General features: G+C 40.6%; 20 protein-coding genes and 1 other RNA gene. 14 read left to right on the forward strand and 7 right to left on the reverse strand.

The window, feature by feature from the left end; all coding sequences use genetic code 11:
• The 3 genes from ACOVQQ_RS10365 to ACOVQQ_RS10375 form a co-directional block, all read left to right on the forward strand.
• Positions 1–1,787: ABC transporter ATP-binding protein (locus ACOVQQ_RS10365; RefSeq protein WP_421818131.1), on the forward strand; the 1,787-nt coding region annotated here is incomplete at its 5' end.
• A 34-nt stretch (positions 1,788–1,821) separates the two neighbouring features.
• A complete protein-coding gene (locus tag ACOVQQ_RS10370; protein ID WP_421818132.1) occupies positions 1,822–2,523 on the forward strand; it encodes a hypothetical protein in 702 nt (233 codons plus the stop codon).
• 75 nt (positions 2,524–2,598) lie between these two features.
• Entirely contained in the window at positions 2,599–3,366 is a 768-nt protein-coding gene (locus ACOVQQ_RS10375; RefSeq protein WP_421818133.1) for a DUF3667 domain-containing protein, read from the forward strand.
• On the opposite strand, the gene ACOVQQ_RS10380 is transcribed toward ACOVQQ_RS10375, so the two are convergent.
• The 3 genes from ACOVQQ_RS10380 to ACOVQQ_RS10390 are packed head-to-tail and all read right to left on the reverse strand — an operon-like array spanning position 3,367 to position 8,339.
• Positions 3,367–4,095, reverse strand: coding sequence for a hypothetical protein (locus ACOVQQ_RS10380; protein ID WP_421818134.1), 729 nt, complete (start codon positions 4,093–4,095; stop codon positions 3,367–3,369).
• 43 nt (positions 4,096–4,138) lie between these two features.
• Positions 4,139–6,625, reverse strand: a complete 2,487-nt coding sequence (locus ACOVQQ_RS10385) for a TonB-dependent receptor (protein WP_421818171.1) — start codon at positions 6,623–6,625, stop codon at positions 4,139–4,141.
• Between the two features lie 13 nt (positions 6,626–6,638).
• A complete protein-coding gene (locus ACOVQQ_RS10390; protein WP_421818135.1) occupies positions 6,639–8,339 on the reverse strand; it encodes a M23 family metallopeptidase in 1,701 nt (566 codons plus the stop codon).
• A gap of 149 nt (positions 8,340–8,488) precedes the next feature.
• Between ACOVQQ_RS10390 and ACOVQQ_RS10395 the strand changes: the two genes are divergently transcribed.
• The 5 genes from ACOVQQ_RS10395 (at position 8,489) to ACOVQQ_RS10415 (ending at position 11,576) form a co-directional block, all read left to right on the forward strand.
• On the forward strand, positions 8,489–8,779 hold the full coding sequence (locus tag ACOVQQ_RS10395) for a hypothetical protein (protein ID WP_421818136.1): 291 nt from the start codon (positions 8,489–8,491) through the stop codon (positions 8,777–8,779).
• The gene (locus ACOVQQ_RS10400) at positions 8,780–9,073 is read left to right on the forward strand and encodes a cell division protein ZapA (RefSeq protein ID WP_094486232.1); all 294 of its coding nucleotides are present in this window, start codon (positions 8,780–8,782) and stop codon (positions 9,071–9,073) included.
• A gap of 48 nt (positions 9,074–9,121) precedes the next feature.
• Positions 9,122–9,229, forward strand: a non-coding RNA gene (ssrS, locus tag ACOVQQ_RS10405) — 6S RNA.
• A gap of 44 nt (positions 9,230–9,273) precedes the next feature.
• Complete coding sequence (rny, locus tag ACOVQQ_RS10410) at positions 9,274–10,833, forward strand: ribonuclease Y (RefSeq protein ID WP_298147934.1); 1,560 nt, start codon at positions 9,274–9,276, stop codon at positions 10,831–10,833.
• A 509-nt stretch (positions 10,834–11,342) separates the two neighbouring features.
• Positions 11,343–11,576 (forward strand): hypothetical protein, encoded by a 234-nt coding sequence (locus ACOVQQ_RS10415; protein WP_421818137.1) that lies wholly within the window; start codon positions 11,343–11,345, stop codon positions 11,574–11,576.
• Position 11,577: 1 nt separating this feature from the next.
• Here ACOVQQ_RS10415 and recQ read toward each other — a convergent pair whose 3' ends face one another.
• Positions 11,578–13,773, reverse strand: coding sequence for a DNA helicase RecQ (gene recQ / locus ACOVQQ_RS10420; protein WP_298147940.1), 2,196 nt, complete (start codon positions 13,771–13,773; stop codon positions 11,578–11,580).
• 89 nt (positions 13,774–13,862) lie between these two features.
• Here recQ and ACOVQQ_RS10425 point away from each other — a divergent pair, with 89 nt between their 5' ends.
• Genes ACOVQQ_RS10425 through lptB form a run of 4 tightly spaced genes read left to right on the forward strand, consistent with a single transcriptional unit; the run spans position 13,863 to position 16,738 of the window.
• On the forward strand, positions 13,863–14,825 hold the full coding sequence (locus ACOVQQ_RS10425; RefSeq protein WP_421818138.1) for a KpsF/GutQ family sugar-phosphate isomerase: 963 nt from the start codon (positions 13,863–13,865) through the stop codon (positions 14,823–14,825).
• Entirely contained in the window at positions 14,825–15,658 is an 834-nt protein-coding gene (gene tatC / locus ACOVQQ_RS10430; RefSeq protein WP_298147946.1) for a twin-arginine translocase subunit TatC, read from the forward strand. Before ACOVQQ_RS10425 ends, tatC begins: the two co-directional genes overlap by 1 nt.
• Positions 15,633–15,986 (forward strand): carboxymuconolactone decarboxylase family protein, encoded by a 354-nt coding sequence (locus ACOVQQ_RS10435; RefSeq protein ID WP_094486238.1) that lies wholly within the window; start codon positions 15,633–15,635, stop codon positions 15,984–15,986. The genes tatC and ACOVQQ_RS10435 overlap by 26 nt, the downstream gene beginning before the upstream one ends.
• A gap of 2 nt (positions 15,987–15,988) precedes the next feature.
• Positions 15,989–16,738 carry an LPS export ABC transporter ATP-binding protein gene (gene lptB / locus ACOVQQ_RS10440; protein ID WP_421818139.1) on the forward strand — a complete coding sequence of 250 codons (750 nt, stop codon included), beginning with the start codon at positions 15,989–15,991 and terminating at the stop codon, positions 16,736–16,738.
• On the opposite strand, the gene ACOVQQ_RS10445 is transcribed toward lptB, so the two are convergent.
• Both ACOVQQ_RS10445 and ACOVQQ_RS10450 read right to left on the reverse strand, forming a co-directional pair.
• A complete protein-coding gene (locus ACOVQQ_RS10445) occupies positions 16,725–17,450 on the reverse strand; it encodes a glycoside hydrolase family 25 protein (RefSeq protein ID WP_421818140.1) in 726 nt (241 codons plus the stop codon). The genes lptB and ACOVQQ_RS10445 overlap by 14 nt on opposite strands.
• A gap of 85 nt (positions 17,451–17,535) precedes the next feature.
• The gene (locus tag ACOVQQ_RS10450) at positions 17,536–18,255 is read right to left on the reverse strand and encodes a CDP-alcohol phosphatidyltransferase family protein (RefSeq protein ID WP_421818141.1); all 720 of its coding nucleotides are present in this window, start codon (positions 18,253–18,255) and stop codon (positions 17,536–17,538) included.
• A 251-nt stretch (positions 18,256–18,506) separates the two neighbouring features.
• Between ACOVQQ_RS10450 and ACOVQQ_RS10455 the strand changes: the two genes are divergently transcribed.
• On the forward strand, positions 18,507–19,493 hold the full coding sequence (locus ACOVQQ_RS10455) for a PorV/PorQ family protein (RefSeq protein WP_421818172.1): 987 nt from the start codon (positions 18,507–18,509) through the stop codon (positions 19,491–19,493).
• A complete protein-coding gene (locus tag ACOVQQ_RS10460; RefSeq protein WP_421818142.1) occupies positions 19,490–20,614 on the forward strand; it encodes a DUF4105 domain-containing protein in 1,125 nt (374 codons plus the stop codon). Before ACOVQQ_RS10455 ends, ACOVQQ_RS10460 begins: the two co-directional genes overlap by 4 nt.
• Here the strand turns inward: ACOVQQ_RS10460 and ACOVQQ_RS10465 are convergent.
• Positions 20,561–21,955, reverse strand: a complete 1,395-nt coding sequence (locus ACOVQQ_RS10465; protein WP_421818143.1) for an exopolysaccharide biosynthesis polyprenyl glycosylphosphotransferase — start codon at positions 21,953–21,955, stop codon at positions 20,561–20,563. The genes ACOVQQ_RS10460 and ACOVQQ_RS10465 overlap by 54 nt on opposite strands.
• Positions 21,956–21,976: the final 21 nt, after the last annotated feature.

Genomic DNA, 21,976 nt, shown 5'->3' on the forward strand with positions numbered 1-21,976 from the left:
AGCGGTTTGCTTTTCTGAACATCTTTTTCAATGTGCTGTACGCATTATTCAGCACGCTGTCGTTCGTAGCACTCATTCCAATGTTGCAGGTTTTGTTCGATCAAACCAAACAACTCCGCGACAAACCCGTCTATACTAGTATTTACGAAATAAAGTCGTATTTGCAGGACAGTTTGAGTTACTATATTACGCATACGACCGACACGTACGGTGAAGAACGAACATTAGCCGTGATGATTGCAGGGATTATCAGCATTTTTTTGCTGAAAAACCTTTCAGACTATTTCGCAATGTTTTTCATCACCTTTTTGAGAAACGGACTTCTCCAGGATATTCGAAACGCCATGTATGAAAAAATCGTAGAGTTGCCACTCTCGTATTTCTCTGAAAAGCGAAAAGGAGATGTTATTGCGCGTATCTCGAACGATGTCAACGAAGTCCAAAATTCGTATCTGATTATATTAGAAATGGCTGTAAAAGAACCTCTTACAATCATTTTCACTATCTTGATGATGTTTGGGATCAGTGTGAAATTAACGCTTTTTGTTTTCATCTTTATTCCCATTTCGGGTTATGTGATCAGCCTTATCGGAAAGCAACTTAAAAAGCAGTCGGGCCGCGCACAGGTCGAACAAGGCATCTTTCTGTCGACTATCGAGGAAACTTTAGGCGGATTGAAAGTAGTGAAGAGCTTTAATGCTGAAAAACGATTTATCAACACCTTTAAAAAATCGACCAGTAAATTTTTTCATTTATCTAACGCAATTTCGCACCGTCAGAATTTAGCATCTCCTGTTAGCGAGTTTATGGGAATTGTAACCATTGCGGTGTTATTGTGGTACGGCGGACACATGGTTTTGATTGAGCAATCGTTACAAGGCGCACAATTTATTGCCTATATGGGTTTGGCATATAATATTTTAACGCCTGCAAAAGCCATTTCTAAAGCGAGTTATGCGGTGAAACGCGGAAATGCCGCTGCCGATCGGATATTAGATATCTTGGAAACCGAAAATCCGATTGTCGATGAAAAAGACAGCGTAGTAAAAACGAGTTTTGAAACCTCGGTTCGATTAGAGAAAGTCACTTTTGCTTACGAAGATGATGCCGTTTTAAAGAACTTTTCACTCGAAATCCCGAAAGGAAAAACCGTTGCTTTAGTTGGACAAAGTGGTTCTGGAAAATCGACGATTGCCAATTTACTCACACGTTTTTACGACGTACAACAAGGTAGCATTGCCATAGACGGAGCACCAATAAAGAAAATGACTTTGGAGTCGTTGCGCAATTTGGTTGGTATGGTTACCCAAGACAGTATTTTGTTTAATGCCAGTATTCGCGAAAATTTGCTGTTGGGAAAACCCGACGCCACCGACGAAGAATTGCAAGCCGCTTTGGATATTGCAAATGCTACCGAATTCATACGACTTCTGCCCAACGGTATTGAAACAAATATTGGCGACAGTGGGAATAAGTTATCGGGTGGTCAGAAACAGCGTTTATCGATTGCACGAGCGGTTTTGAAAAATCCACCGATTATGATTTTGGATGAAGCGACCTCAGCTTTAGATACCGAAAGTGAAAAATTCGTGCAAGTGGCTTTGGAAAATATGATGCAAAACCGAACGTCGGTTGTCATTGCGCACCGTTTATCGACCATTCAAAATGCCGATTTGATTGTAGTTTTGAATCAAGGTGAAATTGTAGAACAAGGCACGCACGACAGTTTACTAGCGAAAAAAGGAACGTATTTTAAGTTAGTAAACATGCAATCGTTTGAACGATAAGACATAACTTTAGCAATCAATAAATGGTTTATACATGTTTGTTGAAAATGCTGAAATTGCGCTGACATCCGACCCAAATATGATTATTTGGAAATATCTCGATTTATCCAAATTCGTTGACTTGCTGCTGTACAGAAAGTTGTTTATGTCGCGGTCGGATAAATTCGAAGATCAATACGAAGGTACTTTCAGCGAACCGACCTACGAAGAGATTAAAAAACTAGCCGAATACAAACCCGGATTTCTCGATTACTACAAAGCGCAGCGCAAAAAAGTGGTGATTAGTAGTTGGCACATCAACGAATACGAATCGTTTGCCATGTGGCAAATTTTCACACAACGCAACGAAGGTTTGGCTATTCAAACTACATTAGGACGCTTACAACAGGCACTCGTTGCAAACGAAGAATATGTGCAACACATCGGAGAAGTTAATTACATCGACTACAAAAAGGAGCACATACCGTTTGAGAATCCGTATTTTCCCTTCTTATTTAAACGAAAGAGTTTTCAGTACGAGCGCGAAATCCGCGTGATTACTGATGTTTCGCCTTACGGTTTGGAAATCGACAACGGCTTGAAGATAGAAATCGACATTGATACTTTGATCGACTGCATTTACATTCATCCCAAGTCCGAAAATTGGTATAAGAATTTGGTTATAGAGCTGGTACGTCGCTTGGGATTTGATTTCCGTATTGAAAAATCAGATTTGGAGAGTGATATTTTGATTTAGATTTTTTTAACTTTTTTAAAAAATCGAGTACATTCACGGACGAACTTACGAGTCTAAATCTCAAACAAATTAACTATGGAAGCTGTGCTAACTTGCAAGAATTGTGAAAGCGAAACCTCAGGAAAATACTGCTCGAACTGCGGACAAAAAACCGCAACTGTTAGACTAGATCGACAATACCTAATAGACGAGAGTAAATACACGTTTCTACACCTTAACAAAGGACTCAGCTTTACCATAAAAGAATTATTTACTCGACCCGGACATACCGTTAGAGAGTTTTTGGAAGGAAAACGAATAAACCACTACAAACCTGTTTTATTGGTTTTCGTTTTGGGAGGTATTGCGGGTTTAACCATGCATTATTTTGATTACGTAGAGCAAAATTTAACAATAGTTGGCGGCTCCAAAAAACAAGTAAACAGTGTAAAATCGGCTATTCAATGGATGATCGATCATTACGCCATTTTCAATATTTTACTGATTCCGATTTTTGCCTTTTGTTCTTGGCTTTCCTTCAAAAAATACGGATATAATTACATTGAAAATATCGTAATTAATTGCTTTATTGGCGCTCAAATACTCGTTTACACCATCGTATTAACACCAGTTAAATACGCATTAATTATCAATGGCGTATCGCCCTTACTCGCTACGCTACTTGATTTCCCATCCTATTTTTTACCAGCTTGGTTATATATTCAATTGTACAATAAACAGAAGCTTAGCTTTGTAATTTTAAGAATGCTATTATTACTGTTCTTGTTCTTTGTGTTTTTTGTGATTTTAACCTTGGCCATCTCCCTAATCGGCTATTTTAGCGGTTTTATCACGGCGAAGTAACTACTGTATTTTGTAGTTTTTAACGTCGGCAGCTTTTCCTGGAAGTTTCAGCGAATTGTAATGAATTTTGTCTTCAACATCAAACTTGCCGTTTTTGTTAGAATCTTCAGCAGTTCTGAAATAGATCGTATTTGTTTCTTCGATGAGTTTCCAATCGATTAATTCGTGAAATGGAGCGGTGAGTTTCTCGAAATTAGAACCATCAGAATTACTGATATACAACGCCTTGATGTCTTTTTCATTCAACTGACCGTCGCGATTGGTATCTTCATCTTCCAAGGTGTAAACCAAAAATTGCTGCTTGGCTTTGTCGGCAACCGATTTTAAAAAAGTTGCCGTCTGTATGTAAACAGGCTTTTCACTCAGTGCATAAATACTGTCTTGACCTACTTTTTGAAACTTCAAATTGCTGAGCATACCCGTAATTTCAAAATCTCTGTAATTAGAGATGTTGCTCGGAGCGTTAGATCCAACTTCTCCAGAATACATATTGGAAGATTTATAGTCGCTGCGCAAACTCAATTTCCCAACCGGATGAATCAAGTACTGCGTACCCGGTATGTGTACAGGTAAGTCGGCAACTTCAATAGAAACAGTGTCAATTTTGGGAACTTCTGAACCTTTTTGTGTACTCGCATCGTAAATAACCTTAGGCGTTTCTTCCTCTTTTTTACAAGAAATTGCTACAGTCGCTACAAGAGCAAATAAAATAAATGCTTTAAGTTTCATACAAAGGCTTTTATCAAAAATACGAGATTATTTCGATGTCTGCCTAAATACGAGCTGTAAATTTCAAGTTAAAAACGCGTGTTGTCAGGTAGTTCGGCACCCCAAACTGTCGGCTGGTAAAAGTATCTCTCACCCAAGTATTGGTGATCGAGTTTTGGTTGTTGAACAAATTAAAAATCTCTAAGCCCGCAGATAAATCTTTAAATCGTTTCAACCAATGACCATCCGGACGATTTTGATTTCCTTCTGTGAAAACGTACGAAAATCCAACATCGGCACGACGATAATCGTTAAGTCGGTTTTGAAACACGTAAGGATCAGCGTACGACGGACTTCCACCTGGCAATCCTGTACTGTAAACCAAATTGATGTAAACTTTTACGTTGGGAATCTTTTCCATATAATCCTGAAACAGAATTCCAAACTTCAATCGTTGATCGGTCGGACGCGCAATAAATCCGCGATTATCAATATTTTCTTCCGTTTTCAAATAGCCAAAAGTAAACCAGCTTTCGGTGCCGGGAACAAATTCGCCATTCAAACGCATATCGAAGCCTTTGGCATACGCCTCAGCATTATTATTTGCGGCGTAGCGAATACGAACATTATCAACAGTAAACGTATTGACATCCGAAATCCATTTGTAAAACACTTCCGATGTTAGTCGAAACGGTCGTTGCCACATTTTAAAGCTATAATCGTGACTGGCCACTAAATGGATGGATTCTTGCGCCTTTACGTCGGGATTTACCTGACCGTTTGGTGCACGCATTTCGCGATAAAAAGGCGGTTGGTGGTAAAAACCTCCTGAAAGTCGAAACAACATATCGCGTTTCCAAGCGGGTTTAAAGGAAAACTGGGCACGTGGACTAACCGTTTGCTGTGTTGACGAATTGATGTTCTCTCCAGAAACGCTCCACTGATGAAAGCGTGCTCCTGTATTAAACGTAACGTCGGTACTTCCCCACTTCATGCGATTACCGTATTGAAGATACCCCGAATACCGATCTACTTGAACGAAATTGGTAGCTCGTACGCTTTGAAACGGAACTAGAGGTCCTTCAAAACTGGTGTACGGCTGGTCGTTGCGAATAATATCTAAATTCGGCGGCGCCATCGAAAAACCTGCGGAATCAATCACCTCGTATTCCACTAAACGATCTCGAAAATCTTCTCGTGTGTATTTAATCCCAAAATCAAAAAGGTGCTTATTTCCTTTACCTTCCTTGTCGAGAATTCGATAAGTCGCTTTTGTTTCGAAGTTAACAATCAAACCATCTAAATCGTTGCGCGCATGTGTTAATTGGTTTCCGATACGCGTTACATATTCTACTTCGCCTAAGTTGTTGCTTCCGATATTCGTGTTTACATCGCCGTAACCGTATCCTGCCAAAATATCGAAATACTCTTGTTCTACAGCATGATACGCCGAAGCAATGAAGCGGAAATTCAAATTTTCTGTTGGCTTGAAAATCGATTTAAAAGCGCCAAACGTGGTGTTGTACTGCACATTTTCATTTCCTTCATAGTCGATCACGAGAGCAATGGGATCATCGATGGTTCCAAAGTTGGTTTGCCTAAAAATCGGTTCGTTTCGGTATTGGTTTTGCGCAATATTTCCGAGAAAGCTGTGTTCCCATTTTGAAGACGGGCGAAAAACAACATACGTTTGAACATCTGCAAATGTCGGACGGAAATTGGTTTCAGTTTCCTGGGAATTCACGAACAAACTGTTGTCGCGATACCGAACTCCTGTTAAAAACGACCATTTTTGATTCGGAGAAACAGCTTCAACTGAAGCACTTCCACCTAGAAAACTACCTTCTGCGGAAGCGCCAAATTTCGTTGGTGTACGATAGGTAATATCCAACACCGACGACATTTTATCACCGTATTTGCTTTGAAAACCTCCTGCATAAAACTCGACATTTTGTACCATGTCGCTGTTTGTAAACGACAAACCTTCTTGCTGGCCCGATCTCACAAGGAACGGTCGATACACCTCGATTTCATTTACATAAACCAAATTCTCGTCGTAACTACCACCACGCACCGAATATTGCGTACTTAATTCGTTATTCGAAGAAACGCTACCAAACGATTTTATAATGTTTTCGACACCGGCATTTGCACCCGGAATTTTTCGAATAACCACCGGATCAATAGCAATAGCACCTTCGAGTCGTTTTCGAGATCTCGAATTAAGAATTACTTCCGAAAGCTGCTCTTCGTCGGATTTTAAAACCGGATTAAACTCAAAAACCTCATTGGGACTTAACTTTACTTTTATCTGATATACTTTTTTGGTAATGTGCGTAAATCGGACTGTAATTTCCTGATTCGCGGGTATTTTCAACAAATAATAGCCGTTGGAATTTGAACTTGTTTTGTCGGTATCGGCAACAACGGTCACTCCTTCTATCGGCTCATTATTGTCATTAAGAATAATACCTTGAATACGTGCTGTTTGTGAAAAAACTTGTGCCGTAAAACACAATAAAAAGGCAATGGTTAATCGTGAAAAAGTTATCAATGGTACCCGTTTAATTTAATTTCCTGTGGAAGAATGTTTCAAATATAGCAGAATTTCCGAGCTCATCGGTAACAATTACGCGCAAGTCGTTCTTACCGTCAACTAATTGGGAGTCGTCAATGAAGTAAGTAAGCGACTTGTCTTTGGGTTCATACTCAAACAAGACCCACTTTCCATTGATATATCCTTCGTATTTTGAAATTCCGCTTCCGTTATCTGAAACGATAAAAATGATGGTTTGTTGTTTAGAAATCCATTTTCCTTCTTTGATGTTGAAAGCTTTGATGCTTGGAGCGATGGTATCCAAACCAATTCGGAACTGTCCTAAATTTCGCGTGTAAGCAATTAACTTATTGTTTTGCTTTTTGGTGGGAATGAATTTTAAGCGATTCCCGTCGACGGAACCAATAAAACTCTTTTCAAAAATTTCGGGAGTCAAATGATCGGCTTCGTATGAAATGGTAACGTTTTGATGTGCCGGAATGTCATCTGCTGCGAATTCGAGTTCGTTTTCAGTAGCTTTAAAAAGTATTGGAAAGTTTGCATAAAATGTGAGTGGCTTTACCGAAACTGCAAAACGACCTTCTTCATACAAATTTTCGATGTCGTATTTTAAGATTGGAAGTTCACTTTTAGGCTTTGCTGCTGTTATCACTTCTTTAGGATCGTAGGTAATTGGAATATCAACTGCTGTTTTGTTTCCGGCGTAGTCGGCAACTTCGATGCGATAAGTGGCAGCAAGATTTGTCTGTACATCAACTATTCCAGCCTGAATATCGGTTTGAAGATTGCGCAAAGGATACGGCGGATTCATAAACAATCTTTGATAGCGCACGCCTGTTTTTTTGAGTCGCGAATAATCAACGTAAGCATTAATGTATCTCACTTCATCGAAAGAGAACTTATCAGCGGTGAACATAAAGTTCCGATTGCCGTTTACGCACGTTTCAATAGTGTACGGACCGTTTTTACCGTAAGCGTAGTCGAAAGCATCGGTAGCCGCGATTGAGAAACCAATTTTTCCTTTCGCTTTTATGGGATCGGCGATGTAATTTCCGTTTTCTTGCAAACTCAAATTCACGCTAATCGCCTCGCGTGTTCCATTAACACAAGCGTTTTCACTCACGGGATGCACCAAAATACTTGAAATAGCCGGACGCTTCGTATCGGCAATAAGTTTATCAAATCCGAAAAAAAGTGGATTCACGCTCAATTCGGAAACCGTTTCACGAATTTCGAAATGCAAATGCGGACCCGACGAACTTCCCGAATTACCCGAAAAAGCAATTTGTTGACCTCGCGAAACGGGTAATTCATTAGGTTTTGGGAATAACTCAATTTCAAATAATTGCGCTTGATACTGCGCTTGTTTCACATAGGCTGCAATGGCAGAGTCGAACTTTTGAAGATGTGCGTAAACCGTAGTGTAACCGTTGGGATGATCAACGTAAATGGTTTTGCCGTTTCCAGTCGTAGAAACTTTTATTCGAGACACGTATCCTTCTGCGCAAGCGAAAATGGGTAAACCTTCCTTTTGCTGTGTTCGAAAATCGATTCCGGTATGAAAATGATTGCTGCGAAGTTCGCCGAAAGAACCCGAAAGTTGAAGAGGAATTCCGAGTGGCGATTGAAAATAATCCTTTGGATATGCGGATTGTGCAACTATTTGTAAAGAAAAAAAGAGGCAGAGAAATGCTAATATTTTACTCATAACTGGCGTATAGGTACAAAGTTGCATAAACAGATTGAATTGCTGTTACGGAAAAACCGTAAAAATAACGTTATTCAAAAGTCAACAAATATATTGCCACAACGAAAACTAATTTTAACTTTGTGAAATAAGTAAGGAACGGAGCATTTATGAGTGAAATAGCTGCCATAGTAACGACGCTTGAGAATCGGATAAACGCGTTATTGGCTCGTTTGCAGCAAGTTGAGCTACATAACAGTCAGTTAACAACGGCGTTAACCGACTCAAAAGCACGAGAAGAGCAGTTAAATTTGAAGATTCAAGAACTTGCGCAGGCGCTAGAAGCTCAGAAAATGGCCAATTCTTTACTTGGCAGTGACGAATATAAAAGAGATACGAAGCTTAAAATAAATTCATTAATTCGAGAAATTGACTATTGCATAGCGCAATTAGCAGACTAGATGGACGACAAATTAAAGATCAAAATATCAATTGCAGACCGAGTGTATCCGCTCACTGTAGATTTTTCGCAAGAGGAAGCGTTACGACTTGCCTCTAAGAAAATTGATGCCATGATCAAGCAATTTGAAGAAAACTATGCCGTTAGAGATAAGCAAGATGTTTTGGCCATGTGCGCCTTACAGTTTGCCTCTCAGTTGGAGCAACAGCAAATTGATAAACAAAATATTGATGTGCAAACGCTCGAAAAGCTCAAGAATATGAATGCTATTTTAGGACAAGTGCTCGAAAAATAACGTTCTTAACATACATCGATACTGCCTGCATTAATTCATTATTGGTAAACTCAACACTAACAATTTAGAATGAGCAAATCGGTATTACTACAGCATGCTGCCTTTGTCGCAGATCCTGGAACAATACGCTAGCTCAAAACTTGTCTTTACGAGTTTATTCACAGATTAATGCAGGCTTTTTTTTAAACTTAACCCAAAATATGAACACAATTGCAATTATTGCAGCGATTATCGGAATTGTAGGCGGATTTCTAATCGCTAAATTCTTGGAAAAGAAAAACGTCTCAAACCTGATAAAGAACGCAAAAAAGGAAGCCGCATCGATCTTAAAAGATGCAGCCTTAGAAGCTGAAAACATAAAAAAAGACAAGATTCTTCAAGCTAAAGAGAAGTTTCTTGAAATGAAAGCCGAGCACGAGCAAGTCATCTTATCGCGCGATAAGAAAGTTGCCGAAGTAGAAAAACGCATTCGCGACAAAGAATCGCAAGTTTCAGGTGAACTCGCTAAGGCCAAGAAAATTAACGACGACTACGAGGCCAAAACCAAAGAATTGTCGGCTAAAATCGAAGTACTCGAACGCAAACAACAGGAAGTTGATCGCATGCACAAGAGTCAGTTAGAGCAACTCGAAGTGATTTCAGGATTATCAACCGAGGAAGCTAAAAATCAGCTTATCGAAGGATTGAAAGCAGAAGCGCGCTCTAACGCCATGGCGTACATTCAGGAAACGGTTGAAGAAGCGAAACTTACCGCACATCAAGAAGCGAAAAAGATCATCATCAATACCATTCAACGTGTGGGAACTGAAGAAGCCGTTGAAAACTGCGTTTCGGTATTCAACATTGAGTCGGATGATGTTAAAGGTCGAATTATCGGTCGAGAAGGTAGAAACATCCGTGCGATCGAAGCCGCAACTGGTGTTGAAATTATTGTAGACGACACGCCGGAAGCCATTATTTTATCGTGCTTCGACCCTGTACGTCGCGAAATTGCACGACTTGCTTTACACAAATTAGTAACCGACGGACGTATTCACCCGGCTCGTATCGAAGAAGTTGTTGCCAAAACAACCAAACAAATTGAGGAAGAAATTGTTGAAGTAGGTAAACGTACCGTTATTGATTTAGGAATTCACGGATTACATCCGGAGCTGATTAAGGTGGTTGGGCGTATGAAATACCGCTCGTCGTACGGACAAAACTTGCTGCAGCACAGTAGAGAAGTATCAAAGTTGTGTGGTTTGATGGCTGCCGAATTAGGTCTTAACGTAAAACTTGCTAAACGCGCCGGATTACTCCACGATATTGGTAAAGTTCCGGAAACAGAAAGCGATTTACCACACGCCTTACTTGGTATGCAATGGGCCGAGAAATACGGCGAAAAAGAAGAAGTTTGTAACGCTATTGGCGCACACCACGACGAAATTGAAATGAAATCGCTGTTGTCGCCAATTGTTCAAGTTTGCGATGCTATTTCAGGTGCGCGACCAGGTGCACGCCGACAAGTGCTCGATTCGTATATTCAGCGTTTGAAAGACTTGGAAGACATTGCTTACGGCTTTAACGGTGTGAAAAATGCGTATGCAATTCAAGCGGGCCGCGAATTACGTGTAATCGTTGAAAGTGAAAAAGTTAGCGATGATCACGCTGCGAGTTTAAGTTTTGATATTTCGCAAAAAATTCAAACGGAAATGACGTATCCGGGTCAGGTAAAAATTACGGTTATTCGTGAAACACGTGCGGTAAATATCGCGAAGTAGCGAAAAGAACTGTTCGATAAGGTAACGAGATTCCGACTTTGGTTGGCATCTCGTTTTTTTTTGACTTGTATTTAAGGAGAAAACGATTTTCGAGGACGTATTTTCGAGCACAGATTTCGCAGCAGCGATAGGAGCGGCATCCTGCTGCGAGCGGCGTTTGCCGAGCAGCAGATACAGCGGATAGCGCGGTGCCGGCTGGAACTCTAACGTTGATGAAAACGTATTTTGCCGGCAGCTGCCCAAATAAAAACGCTACCTACAATTGCAAAATCTCCTGCTTTGAAGTCGAATTCTATAAAGATTTGCTTTTTTTGGGCGGCATTTCGCGCTTTTCACTACAAGTACGCAGCAAAATTCGCACATCCCTACGGCATTTTTGCGCTTCCGTTGGTCGCACAAAACTACCAAGGGCTCTTGCTCATTTGCTTTGCGTGCTTTCCGTTTCAATCGCGGCCGCGGGCAATCGTTTCCAATGAAAATGTGTCCGCCGAAATAACTACTTTTGAACCATGGAAAAAGTGAAGCTCATTTGGGATTTTCGCGGCGCAGCAGCAGCGCAAACCGCGGTACATCACGCAAAGCATTTAACGGAATTTGCCGCCGCCGAGCACGCAAATTTCTACGAGATTGGCTCAGAAAACGTTTCGGAATTTCATTCGCTAGCCTTTGTAATCGTGCAGCGCGATGAAATTTTAAAATACCGAGATATTTTAAAACCGCATCGCGCTGTGTTGGCTGATTAACTTAGTTTGCTACTTCGCTGATAAATTTGATGCGCATCAATCGCAATTCATCAATATCGTATTCGCCGTCGAATTCCTTTAATGCATCTTCAATTCGATCGGTTTCCGACTCCATAAAGTAATCGTGAATTTCTTCTTGCTGATCTTCGTCGAGAATATCGTCGATCCAATATTTGATATTTAGTTTGGTTCCGGCGTACACAATTTGCTCCATTTCTTTCAGCAAGGCATCCATCGTTAAGCCTTTTGCCGATGCGATATCGTCGAGTGACAGCTTGCGATCGATGTTTTGAATGATGTACAATTTATTAGCCGAATTTGCCCCGGTTGACTTCACCACCAAATCGTCCGGACGAATGATATCGTTCTCTTCCACGTAACGATTAATCATTTCCACGAATTCCTTGCCGTATTTTTTGGCTTTACCCTCACCTACTCCATGCACATTGCTCAATTCTTCGAGCGTTGTTGGATACTTGAGTGCCATATCTTCGAGCGATGGATCTTGAAAAACCACAAACGGCGGAACGCCCGCTTTCTTGGCAACTTTTTTGCGTAAATCGCGGAGAATAGCCATCAACGCTTCGTCGGCTGTTCCCGAAGATTTACTTGCCGTTACGATCGAATCGTCTTCATTTTCATCGTATTCATGGTCTTCCGACATCATAAACGAAGTCGGATTGTCGATGTAATCCAAACCTTTTTCGGTAACTTTTAAAATTCCGTAGGTTTCTATGTCTTTTGTCAGCAAACCTTCCACCAACACTTGTCGGATGAGCGCCATCCAATAACGCTCGTCGTGTTTTTCGCCCGAACCAAAAAACGTCTGCGAATCGGTTCTGTGCGCTTTGATCACCGCATTTACTTTTCCAATCAAGGTATAAATCACTTCTTTGGCTTTGTACAAATGCTTGGTGTCGCGAACTACTTTCAGCAATTTTACGACTTGATCTTGCGCTTCTACCTTTGATTTTGGGTTGCGAACGTTGTCGTCCATATCGGCGCCTTCTCCGTTTTCGCTATCGAACTCTTCTCCAAAATAATGAAGCAGGAATTTTCGTCGCGACATCGAAGTTTCTGCGTAAGCAACGACTTCCTGCAGGAGCGCGAATCCGATTTCTTGTTCGGCAACGGGTTTCCCCGACATGAATTTTTCGAGTTTCTCGACATCTTTATAGGAGTAGTAAGCCAAGCAATAGCCTTCGCCACCGTCGCGACCGGCACGACCCGTTTCTTGATAATAACTTTCTAAACTTTTAGGAATGTCGTGATGAATTACAAAACGTACGTCTGGCTTATCGATTCCCATACCAAAGGCAATGGTAGCCACAACAACATCAACATCTTCCATCAGGAACATATCTTGATGTTTGGCACGTGTTTTTGCATCGAGGCCGGCGTGATACGGCACAGCGCTGATGCCGTTAACTTGTAAAACTTGGGCGATGGCTTCTACTTTCTTGCGACTTAAGCAGTAAATAATTCCCGACTTTCCTTTGTATTGACGGATAAATCGGATGATATCCGCCTCGACATTTTTAGTTTTCGGACGTACATCGTAGAATAAATTCGGACGATTAAACGACGCTTTAAAAGTTTTTGCATCGGTCATATCCAAATTTTTCAAGATATCTTCTTGAACTTTTGGCGTTGCAGTTGCGGTTAACCCGATTACGGGAACTTCGCCCAACTGTTTGATGATATGTCGCAAATTGCGGTATTCCGGACGGAAGTCGTGACCCCATTCCGAAATACAGTGCGCTTCGTCTATAGCAACAAAAGAAATGGGCACAGATCGTAGAAACTGAACATATTCCTCTTTTGTTAGCGATTCGGGCGCAACATATAGGAGTTTGGTGACACCATTTGTGATGTCTTTTTTAACCTGATTGATTTCCGTTTTATTCAGCGAAGAGTTTAAAACATGAGCAACTCCTTCTTTGTCGGAAAGGCTTCGAATGGCATCGACCTGATTTTTCATCAGGGCAATTAGCGGCGAAACAACGATAGCTGTTCCTTCTAAAACAAGCGCTGGAAGCTGGTAGCAGAGCGACTTACCGCCCCCGGTTGGCATTATAACAAAAGTATTTTGATTGGCGAGAATACTCCGAATTACTTGTTCTTGAAGCCCTTTAAAGCTGTCAAAACCAAAGTGTTTCTTGAGCTCATTATGAATGTCGATTTCCTTATTATTCATGCGATAAAAAAGGGGATTTTACTTAATTTTGCAATACTAAAAGTACAACATTCCTCTGAATCTACAAATACTTCTCAAGTACACTTTTCATGACGCAAATAAACATCCTTGATACCGCCAAACGAACGATTTTATCTGAAAGTAAGGCGATTGAAAAGTTGGCAGACTTATTAACTCCCGATTTTGTTTCGGCGGTGGAAGCGATACTTTCGATGAAAGGTCGTTTAGTGGTTACCGGAATTGGAAAAAGTGCCATCATTGCACAAAAAATTGTAGCTACTTTAAACAGTACTGGAACGCCTTCTTTATTTCTTCATGCTTCCGAAGCCATTCACGGCGATTTAGGTATGGTGCAAGCGGGCGATGTTGTTATTTGCATCAGCAAAAGCGGCAACAGTCCGGAAATTAAAGTACTTGCGCCGATTATTAAACGCTTTGGCAATATTTTAATTGGAATGACGGGCAACACGCATTCGTTTTTAGCACAGCAATCCGATTTAGTTCTCGACACAACCGTAACCGAAGAGGCTTGTCCGCTTAATTTAGCACCAACTTCCTCGACGACAGCTCAGCTGGTTATGGGCGATGCTTTGGCGGTGACTTTAATGGAAATGAAACAGTTTACTGCCGAAGATTTTGCCAAGTATCATCCGGGCGGCGCATTGGGCAAGAAATTGCTGCTTCGCGTAAAAGATATGCTCGCCAATACGCTTAAACCGCAAGTGAGTCCAGACACTTCAATAAAAGCAACTATTTTCGAAATTTCTGAAAAGCGTTTAGGCGTGGCTGCTGTGGTCGATCAAGGTAAGGTAGTTGGTATCATTACCGACGGCGATATTCGTAGAATGCTTAATAAGACAGACAGTATTAGTGGTTTAATGGCTAAAGATATCATGACGGTGAATCCGAAAACCATCACGTCGAATACAATGGTTGTTGATGCTTTGAATATTTTGGAAGATTTTTCGATTACACAGCTGGTTGTAGTTGATAACGACGAATATAAAGGTGTACTTCATTTACACGATATTTTAAAAGAAGGAATAGTATAATGGCTGAAAAAAGCATGAAAGAGATGACTTTTTTAGATCATCTTGAAGCACTTCGCTGGATGTTGATTCGCAGCACTGTTGCCATTTTAATATGTGCTGTGGTGGCGTATTTCTTCATTGATTTTATCTTTTCGGATATCATTTTTGCCGCAACACGACCCGATTTTATTACATACGAGTTCTTTTGTGAAACCACCAAATATTTAGGTCTCGACGACGAATCGACGTGTGTAAAAGATTTTAGTTTCATCATACAAAATACGAATGTAGGCGGGCAGTTTTCCATTTTCATTTGGACGTGCATTGCCGCAGGTTTTATCCTCGGATTTCCTTACATCCTTTTTGAAATTTGGAAATTCATCAAGCCGGCATTATACGAGAAGGAACGAAAAATGGCAATCGCATTTGTATTCGTTACTTCTTTACTTTTTTTCCTCGGCGTCTTGTTCGGATTTTACTTGGTCGTACCGTTATCGGTAAATTTCTTCGCCACTTTTGTAGTGAGCGATACGATAGTGAACCAATTTAACGTTGATTCGTACATATCGATGGTAAAAACTTCGCTTATTGCCTCTGGCTTGGTTTTTGAATTGCCGGTAATTATATATTTCTTAGCCAAACTTGGTCTGGTAACGGCCGAATTTCTAAGAAAATATCGAAGATTTGCGATCGTAATTATATTGATTATCGCAGCAATTGTTACGCCACCCGATGTAACCTCGCAATTGTTGGTAAGTATTCCGATACTGGTGCTGTATGAATGCAGTATTTTTATCGCTAAAGTAGTAGTAAATAATCGTTTGAAAAATGAGCAATCTAGTAACCGAATTTAACGAATACCGTTCTAAAATGAATGAAAAACTGCTTTCCGACCCGAACAAGGTTGTGAAACGCATTTTCAATCTAGATACCAATGCCTATCAAGAAGGTGCACTCGACGTGAAAACAAAAGAGCTTTTGGGCTTAGTAGCGTCGACTGTTTTGCGTTGCGACGATTGCGTTAAATACCACTTAGAAACCAGCTACAAACACGGTGTTACCAAAGAAGAAATGATGGAAGCCATGGGAATTGCTACGCTAGTTGGCGGAACCATAGTTATTCCGCATTTGCGTCGGGCATACGAGTTTTGGGAAGCTTTAGAAGAACAATCAAACCAATAAAAATGATTTTACGCGCAGATAATTTAGTTAAAACCTATAAAGGAAGAAGTGTCGTAAAAGGCGTTTCGGTGGAAGTAAATCAGGGTGAAATCGTAGGATTGCTCGGCCCGAATGGTGCTGGGAAAACAACTTCATTTTACATGATTGTTGGTTTGGTGAAGCCTAACGCAGGCAAAATCTATCTCGACGATTTAGAAATTACCGACTACCCGATGTACAAACGGGCGCAGCAAGGTATTGGCTATTTAGCGCAGGAAGCATCGGTTTTTCGCAAACTGAGTATTGAGGACAATATTTTAAGCGTTTTGCAACTTACGAATCTCACTAAAGAACAGCAAGTTGCGAAAATGGAGTCGCTTTTAGACGAATTTTCACTCCAACACATACGTACCAATCGCGGCGATTTACTCTCCGGAGGTGAACGTCGACGTACTGAAATTGCGCGTTGTTTGGCTACCGATCCGAAGTTTATTCTTCTAGACGAACCTTTCGCAGGTGTCGATCCCGTTGCTGTGGAAGATATTCAACGAATCGTAGCGCAACTCAAAAACAAAAACATCGGAATTTTAATTACCGATCACAATGTTCAGGAAACGCTTGCCATTACCGATAAAACCTATCTGATGTTTGAAGGCGGCATCTTAAAAGCAGGTGTTCCCGAAGAATTGGTTCAAGACGAAGTTGTTCGTCGCGTATATCTCGGTCAGAATTTCGAATTGCGTAAAAAGAAATTAGACTTTACCGCCCAATAGTTAATCGGTTTAACGCCTCGCTATTTCCTCGGTAAATATTCAAATCTACCGATCCGCGAATGCCCGGAATTGATCCAGATTCAGAAAACTGCCAAAAAAGTTGCTGCGCAGGAAACTCCCTTTGTGTTACAGTATACGCCGCAATCCAAAAACGATATCCAGAAAATTCTTCTTCTAAAAACGCTTCTTTAAATTTCTTTCCCGAATAAATAATTGGTTTAACGCCGTAATGCGCTTCCACAAGGCTCAGCCAATTGCGCAAACCTTTACGTAAATTATGCAAGCTTTGTACTGAAGAAACGCGCTCGATATCTAATATTGGAGGTAAATCGCCGGGCTTTAACTGCACTGTTTTTATGAAGTTTTCCGCTTGCGCAGAAGAATTCTCGTCCGGACGAAAATAATGATATGCACCTCGAATAACCGCTAATCTACGAATGGCTTTCCAGTTGCTTTTAAATTGTTTATCGACATAATTCGTTCCAGCTGTGGCGCGCAATACCACAAACTCAATCGGCTTTCCGTATGCAGAGTCAACTTCCTGCCAACGAATCCGACCTTGATATTCGGAGACATCGATACCGAATGTACTCTTCGGAAAACTCGTAAAAACTTCTTTGGTTCGCTGGTTGGTGTTCGTTGTGTTGCTGGCTCGTTGTTCGTAACGATCTGTTACAAAGCCTAAATACCGCAACAAAGTGGCTTTATTCAATACTATTAAAAGCGCAACAGTTCCACACAAGAGTAGTATGAGAAAAATTCGATTGCGAAGCTGATTTTTCGAATTCGATTTCCGCCTAGGCGCTCGTTTTCTGGGATTTACGTTCCGTGGCATTTTTTAGCATTGACAAAACTACGTACAGAAAAATAATCAGAGGTACAGCCGCAATTTGAAGAACGACCAAACTTACTACCGAAAATAACACTAAAACCAGTTGGAACTTCATTTTAGACAAACGAAACGACTTAAATTTCAGTGAAAACAAAGGAATTGGTGCATTCAATAAAAACGCACTCAAGGCAGCAAGCACAATTAAAAAAATGTGATTTGTAAGTAGCTCAACAGCAATCAGGCTTGTAGTTGAAGCTAAAACTACAGGTAAACTAACGATAAAAAGCGCATTGCCCGGCGTTGGCATTCCTATAAAAGAATCGGTTTGACGCGTATCAATGTTAAAGTTTGCCAAGCGGTAACAAGAGCCTAAAGTGGGAAGAAATCCGAGGTAAGGAATCAAGGAGTCGGCTGGCATTCCGCTTGAATTTTGTAGCATAAAAAACAATGTCAAGCCCGGAGTTACTCCACTGGTTACCATATCGGCTAAACTGTCGAGTTGTAAGCCAAGCGGACTAGCCGCGTTGAATATTCTTGCCGCCATACCGTCGAAAAAATCGAAGAAAATACCGAGCGCTACAAAGAAAAAGGCCCAATCGTAATGTTTTTCGAACAGTTGTATTACGGCTACGCAACCGCAAAACAAGTTCAGTATCGTAATAGTATTCGGAATGTGCTTTGTCATGCTATAAAATGTAAGCAAGCAAATGTAAGGCAATAAGCTGAACCGAAATTCGTTTTGTTGAAGAAGATTTCGGCGATTTCGGCGCATTTTAATTGCGAAATAGTCCGATGCTTTACTGTGAAATCTATACTTTTGCGAGCTGATTGCCGAAAAAAATTATGAATCAAAAAAAATATAACTTCGTTCTGTTAAGCCTTGTTTTCTCGCTATTTGCTAGCGCTCAGGCAGTGCGTAAATATTCAAACGAATTTATGAACATTGGTGTCGACTCACGTGCGCTCGGTATGTCGAATGCCGTGACCGCACATGTTTCCGACGTTACAGCAGGCTATTGGAATCCGGCTGGACTACTTGGCGTTGAACGCGATCAGGTTGCTTTAATGCACGCTAGTTATTTTGCGAATATTGCGCAATACGACTACATTGGCTATGCAAAAAACATTGACGATCGAAGTGCTTTCGGATTTTCGTTAATTCGATTTGGTGTCGACGACATCTTGAACACCACTCAACTTATTGATTCCGAAGGAAATATCGATTATAACCGTATTTCTCTATTCTCTACCGCCGATTACGGACTTACCTTTTCCTACGCTCGAAGTTTGCAAGTGCCTGGATTTCAATACGGTATTTCAGCAAAGATCATCCGTCGGGTAATTGGCGATTTTGCCTCATCGTGGGGCGTTGGTTTAGATTTAGGATTTCAGTTCGAGCGTTCCGGATGGAAATTAGGTGTGATGGCGCGAGACATTACCACAACGTACAACATTTGGACAATTGATGAAGAGGCATTTAAAACAATTTCGGATGCTGTTCCGGGACAAAATGCCGAATTACCCGAAAGTACCGAGATTACTTTGCCGAAACTGCAAATTGGTTTAGCAAAACTGTTTGAATTTCACAACGAAACCAGTCTTTTAGCTAGTACCAATCTAAACATGCGTTTTGAACAAACGAACGATTTAATTTCGGGCAGCGGCTACTCCATTGATCCGGCACTTGGTTTTGAATACGGCTACACCGATTTAATTTTTGTTCGAGCAGGCGTTGGAAATTTTCAGGACATTGAAGAAATTGACGGTTCTAAACGACTGGGTTTTCAGCCCAATATCGGACTAGGGTTCAAATACCGCGGTATTCAAATCGACTATGCATTAACCGATTTAGGCGACCAAAGTGCCGCCTTGTACAGCAATGTTTTCTCTGTAAAAGTTGATCTTGATATATTTAGACGATGATTCGTTATCTACTTATTGTTTTTTCGTTTTGCTTCTTTTCGGCGAAAGCCCAAATTCCTACAGCGTCTGCGAATACCAAATGCAGTTTATTAACCGTTAGTGCCGGAAGCCAATTGTATTCGTTGTACGGCCACACCGGACTCCGATTTTACGACGAGCAGCAAGGATTTGATTTTGTAGTGAATTTTGGATACTTCGATTTTTCGACACCAAATTTCTATTTAAAATTTGTGAAAGGCGATTTGAAATACTTTGTTGGAATCGATCGTTACGAAGATTTTTACGCCAATTACGTTTTTGAACAACGAGGGATTAAAGAGCAGGTTTTAAATTTAAAATCACATGAAATACAGGCGATTATAAATGATTTAGCCGCTATCGTAAATTCAGACGGGAAATTTTACACATACAAATTTTTCCATCGAAATTGCACAACGATGGTTGCCGATCTAATCGCAAAACACAGTTTAATCAAGCCAGCAGTTATAAACGAGATTAAAGAAAAGAGCTTTCGAGAAATTGTTAGCGAATACCAGTCGCCATTATACTTCGAGAATTTGGGAATCAACATCATGTTTGGCTACTACACCGACAACAAGGCAGATGCTGTATTCTTACCGGAACAGCTTTTTAACGCATATGAGATTCAAGATCAGGCAGTTGTTTCCAAAACCAATATATTAAACAAAGCTTCATTAGCGCTTGAAGTGCCTTGGTGGAACTCCGTTTTCACCTTATTTGCGATCTTATTGTTATTGGTTTTCGTACATGAATATACGCGCCGATTCTTATTTGTAGTTTTGGGTTTTCTCGGAATTTTTCTTGCGGCAGCAGGTTTGTATAGCGACCATGTTGAAGTGCTGTGGAACTATAACATTTTATTATTCAATCCTTTATTTCTGTATTTCGCTTTCGCGGAAAAGAAATCCGTTCGCAGAAAAACGCTTCAAGTATTGGCAGTAGTTTCTGTTTTGGTTCACCTGATTTATGTGCTAAACAAACCTCAGCTCTTGCTTTTTGCGCCTATCTATACAGCCGTACTTTTGTTACTTTTATTTGATTCTAACCTATTGACCGCGATAAAACAAAATCGTGCTAAAGGTCTTAATCACAATATTTAAATCGAGGAAGATACTTCGGTGTTTAATGTAGTACAAATCGTACTGCAATTTAATTAAGCTGTCTTCAAAGCTTTGTCCGTAGGAGTAATTTACTTGTGCCCAGCCCGTTAATCCCGGTTTTATTATATGTCTTGTTTCGTAGAAAGGCATAATCTCGGATAATTCTTGCACAAACTCGGGGCGTTCGGGTCGCGGACCGATAAAACCCATATCGCCGATTAAAATATTGATAAACTGCGGAATTTCGTCCAGGCGGGTTTTTCGCAAAAATTTTCCGAAAGTGGTTACACGTACGTCATTAGAAGTTGCGAAAACAGCGGAACCTGCTTCAGCATTCTTCACCATGGTTCTAAATTTGTAGATTTTAAAAGGCTTTCCGAATTTGCCTACGCGAATTTGTTTGTAGAATAACGGTCCGCGATTTCCGAGTAGGTTTCCCAACAAAATCAGCGGTAAGATTACACATCCAGCTAGCAAGCCTGCAATAGCGAGAATAATCTCCACAGCTCGAACAAAAATCAGATACAATTTGTTTTGATTGCTTCGACTGAAGGGAAAGTATCGATAAAAATCGCGATCTAAGTAATGAATAGGAATACGCTGTGTGAGCGTTTCGTAAACTTGCGTATATTCTTTAATAGGGAATCCAAACTCCAGCAATCGCAATAATTCGTTGTATAGCGGTACGGTAATGATATCAGCTTTTGCGCCCGCAATAACGAGTTCAGAAACCGTTTGTTCCTGAATAAACTGTACTAAGTTTTCCGTCTGAACGGCATCTACACCACCGTAATTAAAAACATAACTTTCTGATTTTCCTGTATCGATGTAACCAATAACGCGGTAATGCGGATCGGCCGCTTGTAAATCGCCAACCAACTCTACAATTTCTTCTTTATCGCAAATCAATACTGCTTTTTTCTCGAATCTGTGAGAAGCCAGAAAAGCCTGATAAAAGACACGCCAGATTAACAACCCTGAGAAAATCGCGACAAAAAAGTAGATGATTTGAAGTCGGTTACTCGGTAAAAAAGGTGTCAAAAAAGGTGTAAGTAAGTAGAATAAAACTGTAGTGGAAGCGGTAAGCAGTATACTTCGAACTACCTGAAATTGGTTACTAGCGACCTGTAAATTGTACATTTCGAAAATAGTTCCGATGACATTTACGTATAAACCTAAGATCACAATCCACCAAACATTGTCTAGCGAAACATCGATATATTGGAAATCAACAAAGCTATCCAACAGAAATAGCGCCAAAATTACAAATACCGTGTCGAATAAGCGAAGCAAAATCTTGCGTTCACTTACTTCAAAGTGTATTCGGGTGTCAATTTTCATTCTGTTGTCTAAGGGTTGTCG

Origin of the sequence: Flavobacterium sp. (genome assembly GCF_049240005.1) — a bacterium.
Classification (GTDB): Bacteria; Bacteroidota; Bacteroidia; order Flavobacteriales; family Flavobacteriaceae; genus Flavobacterium.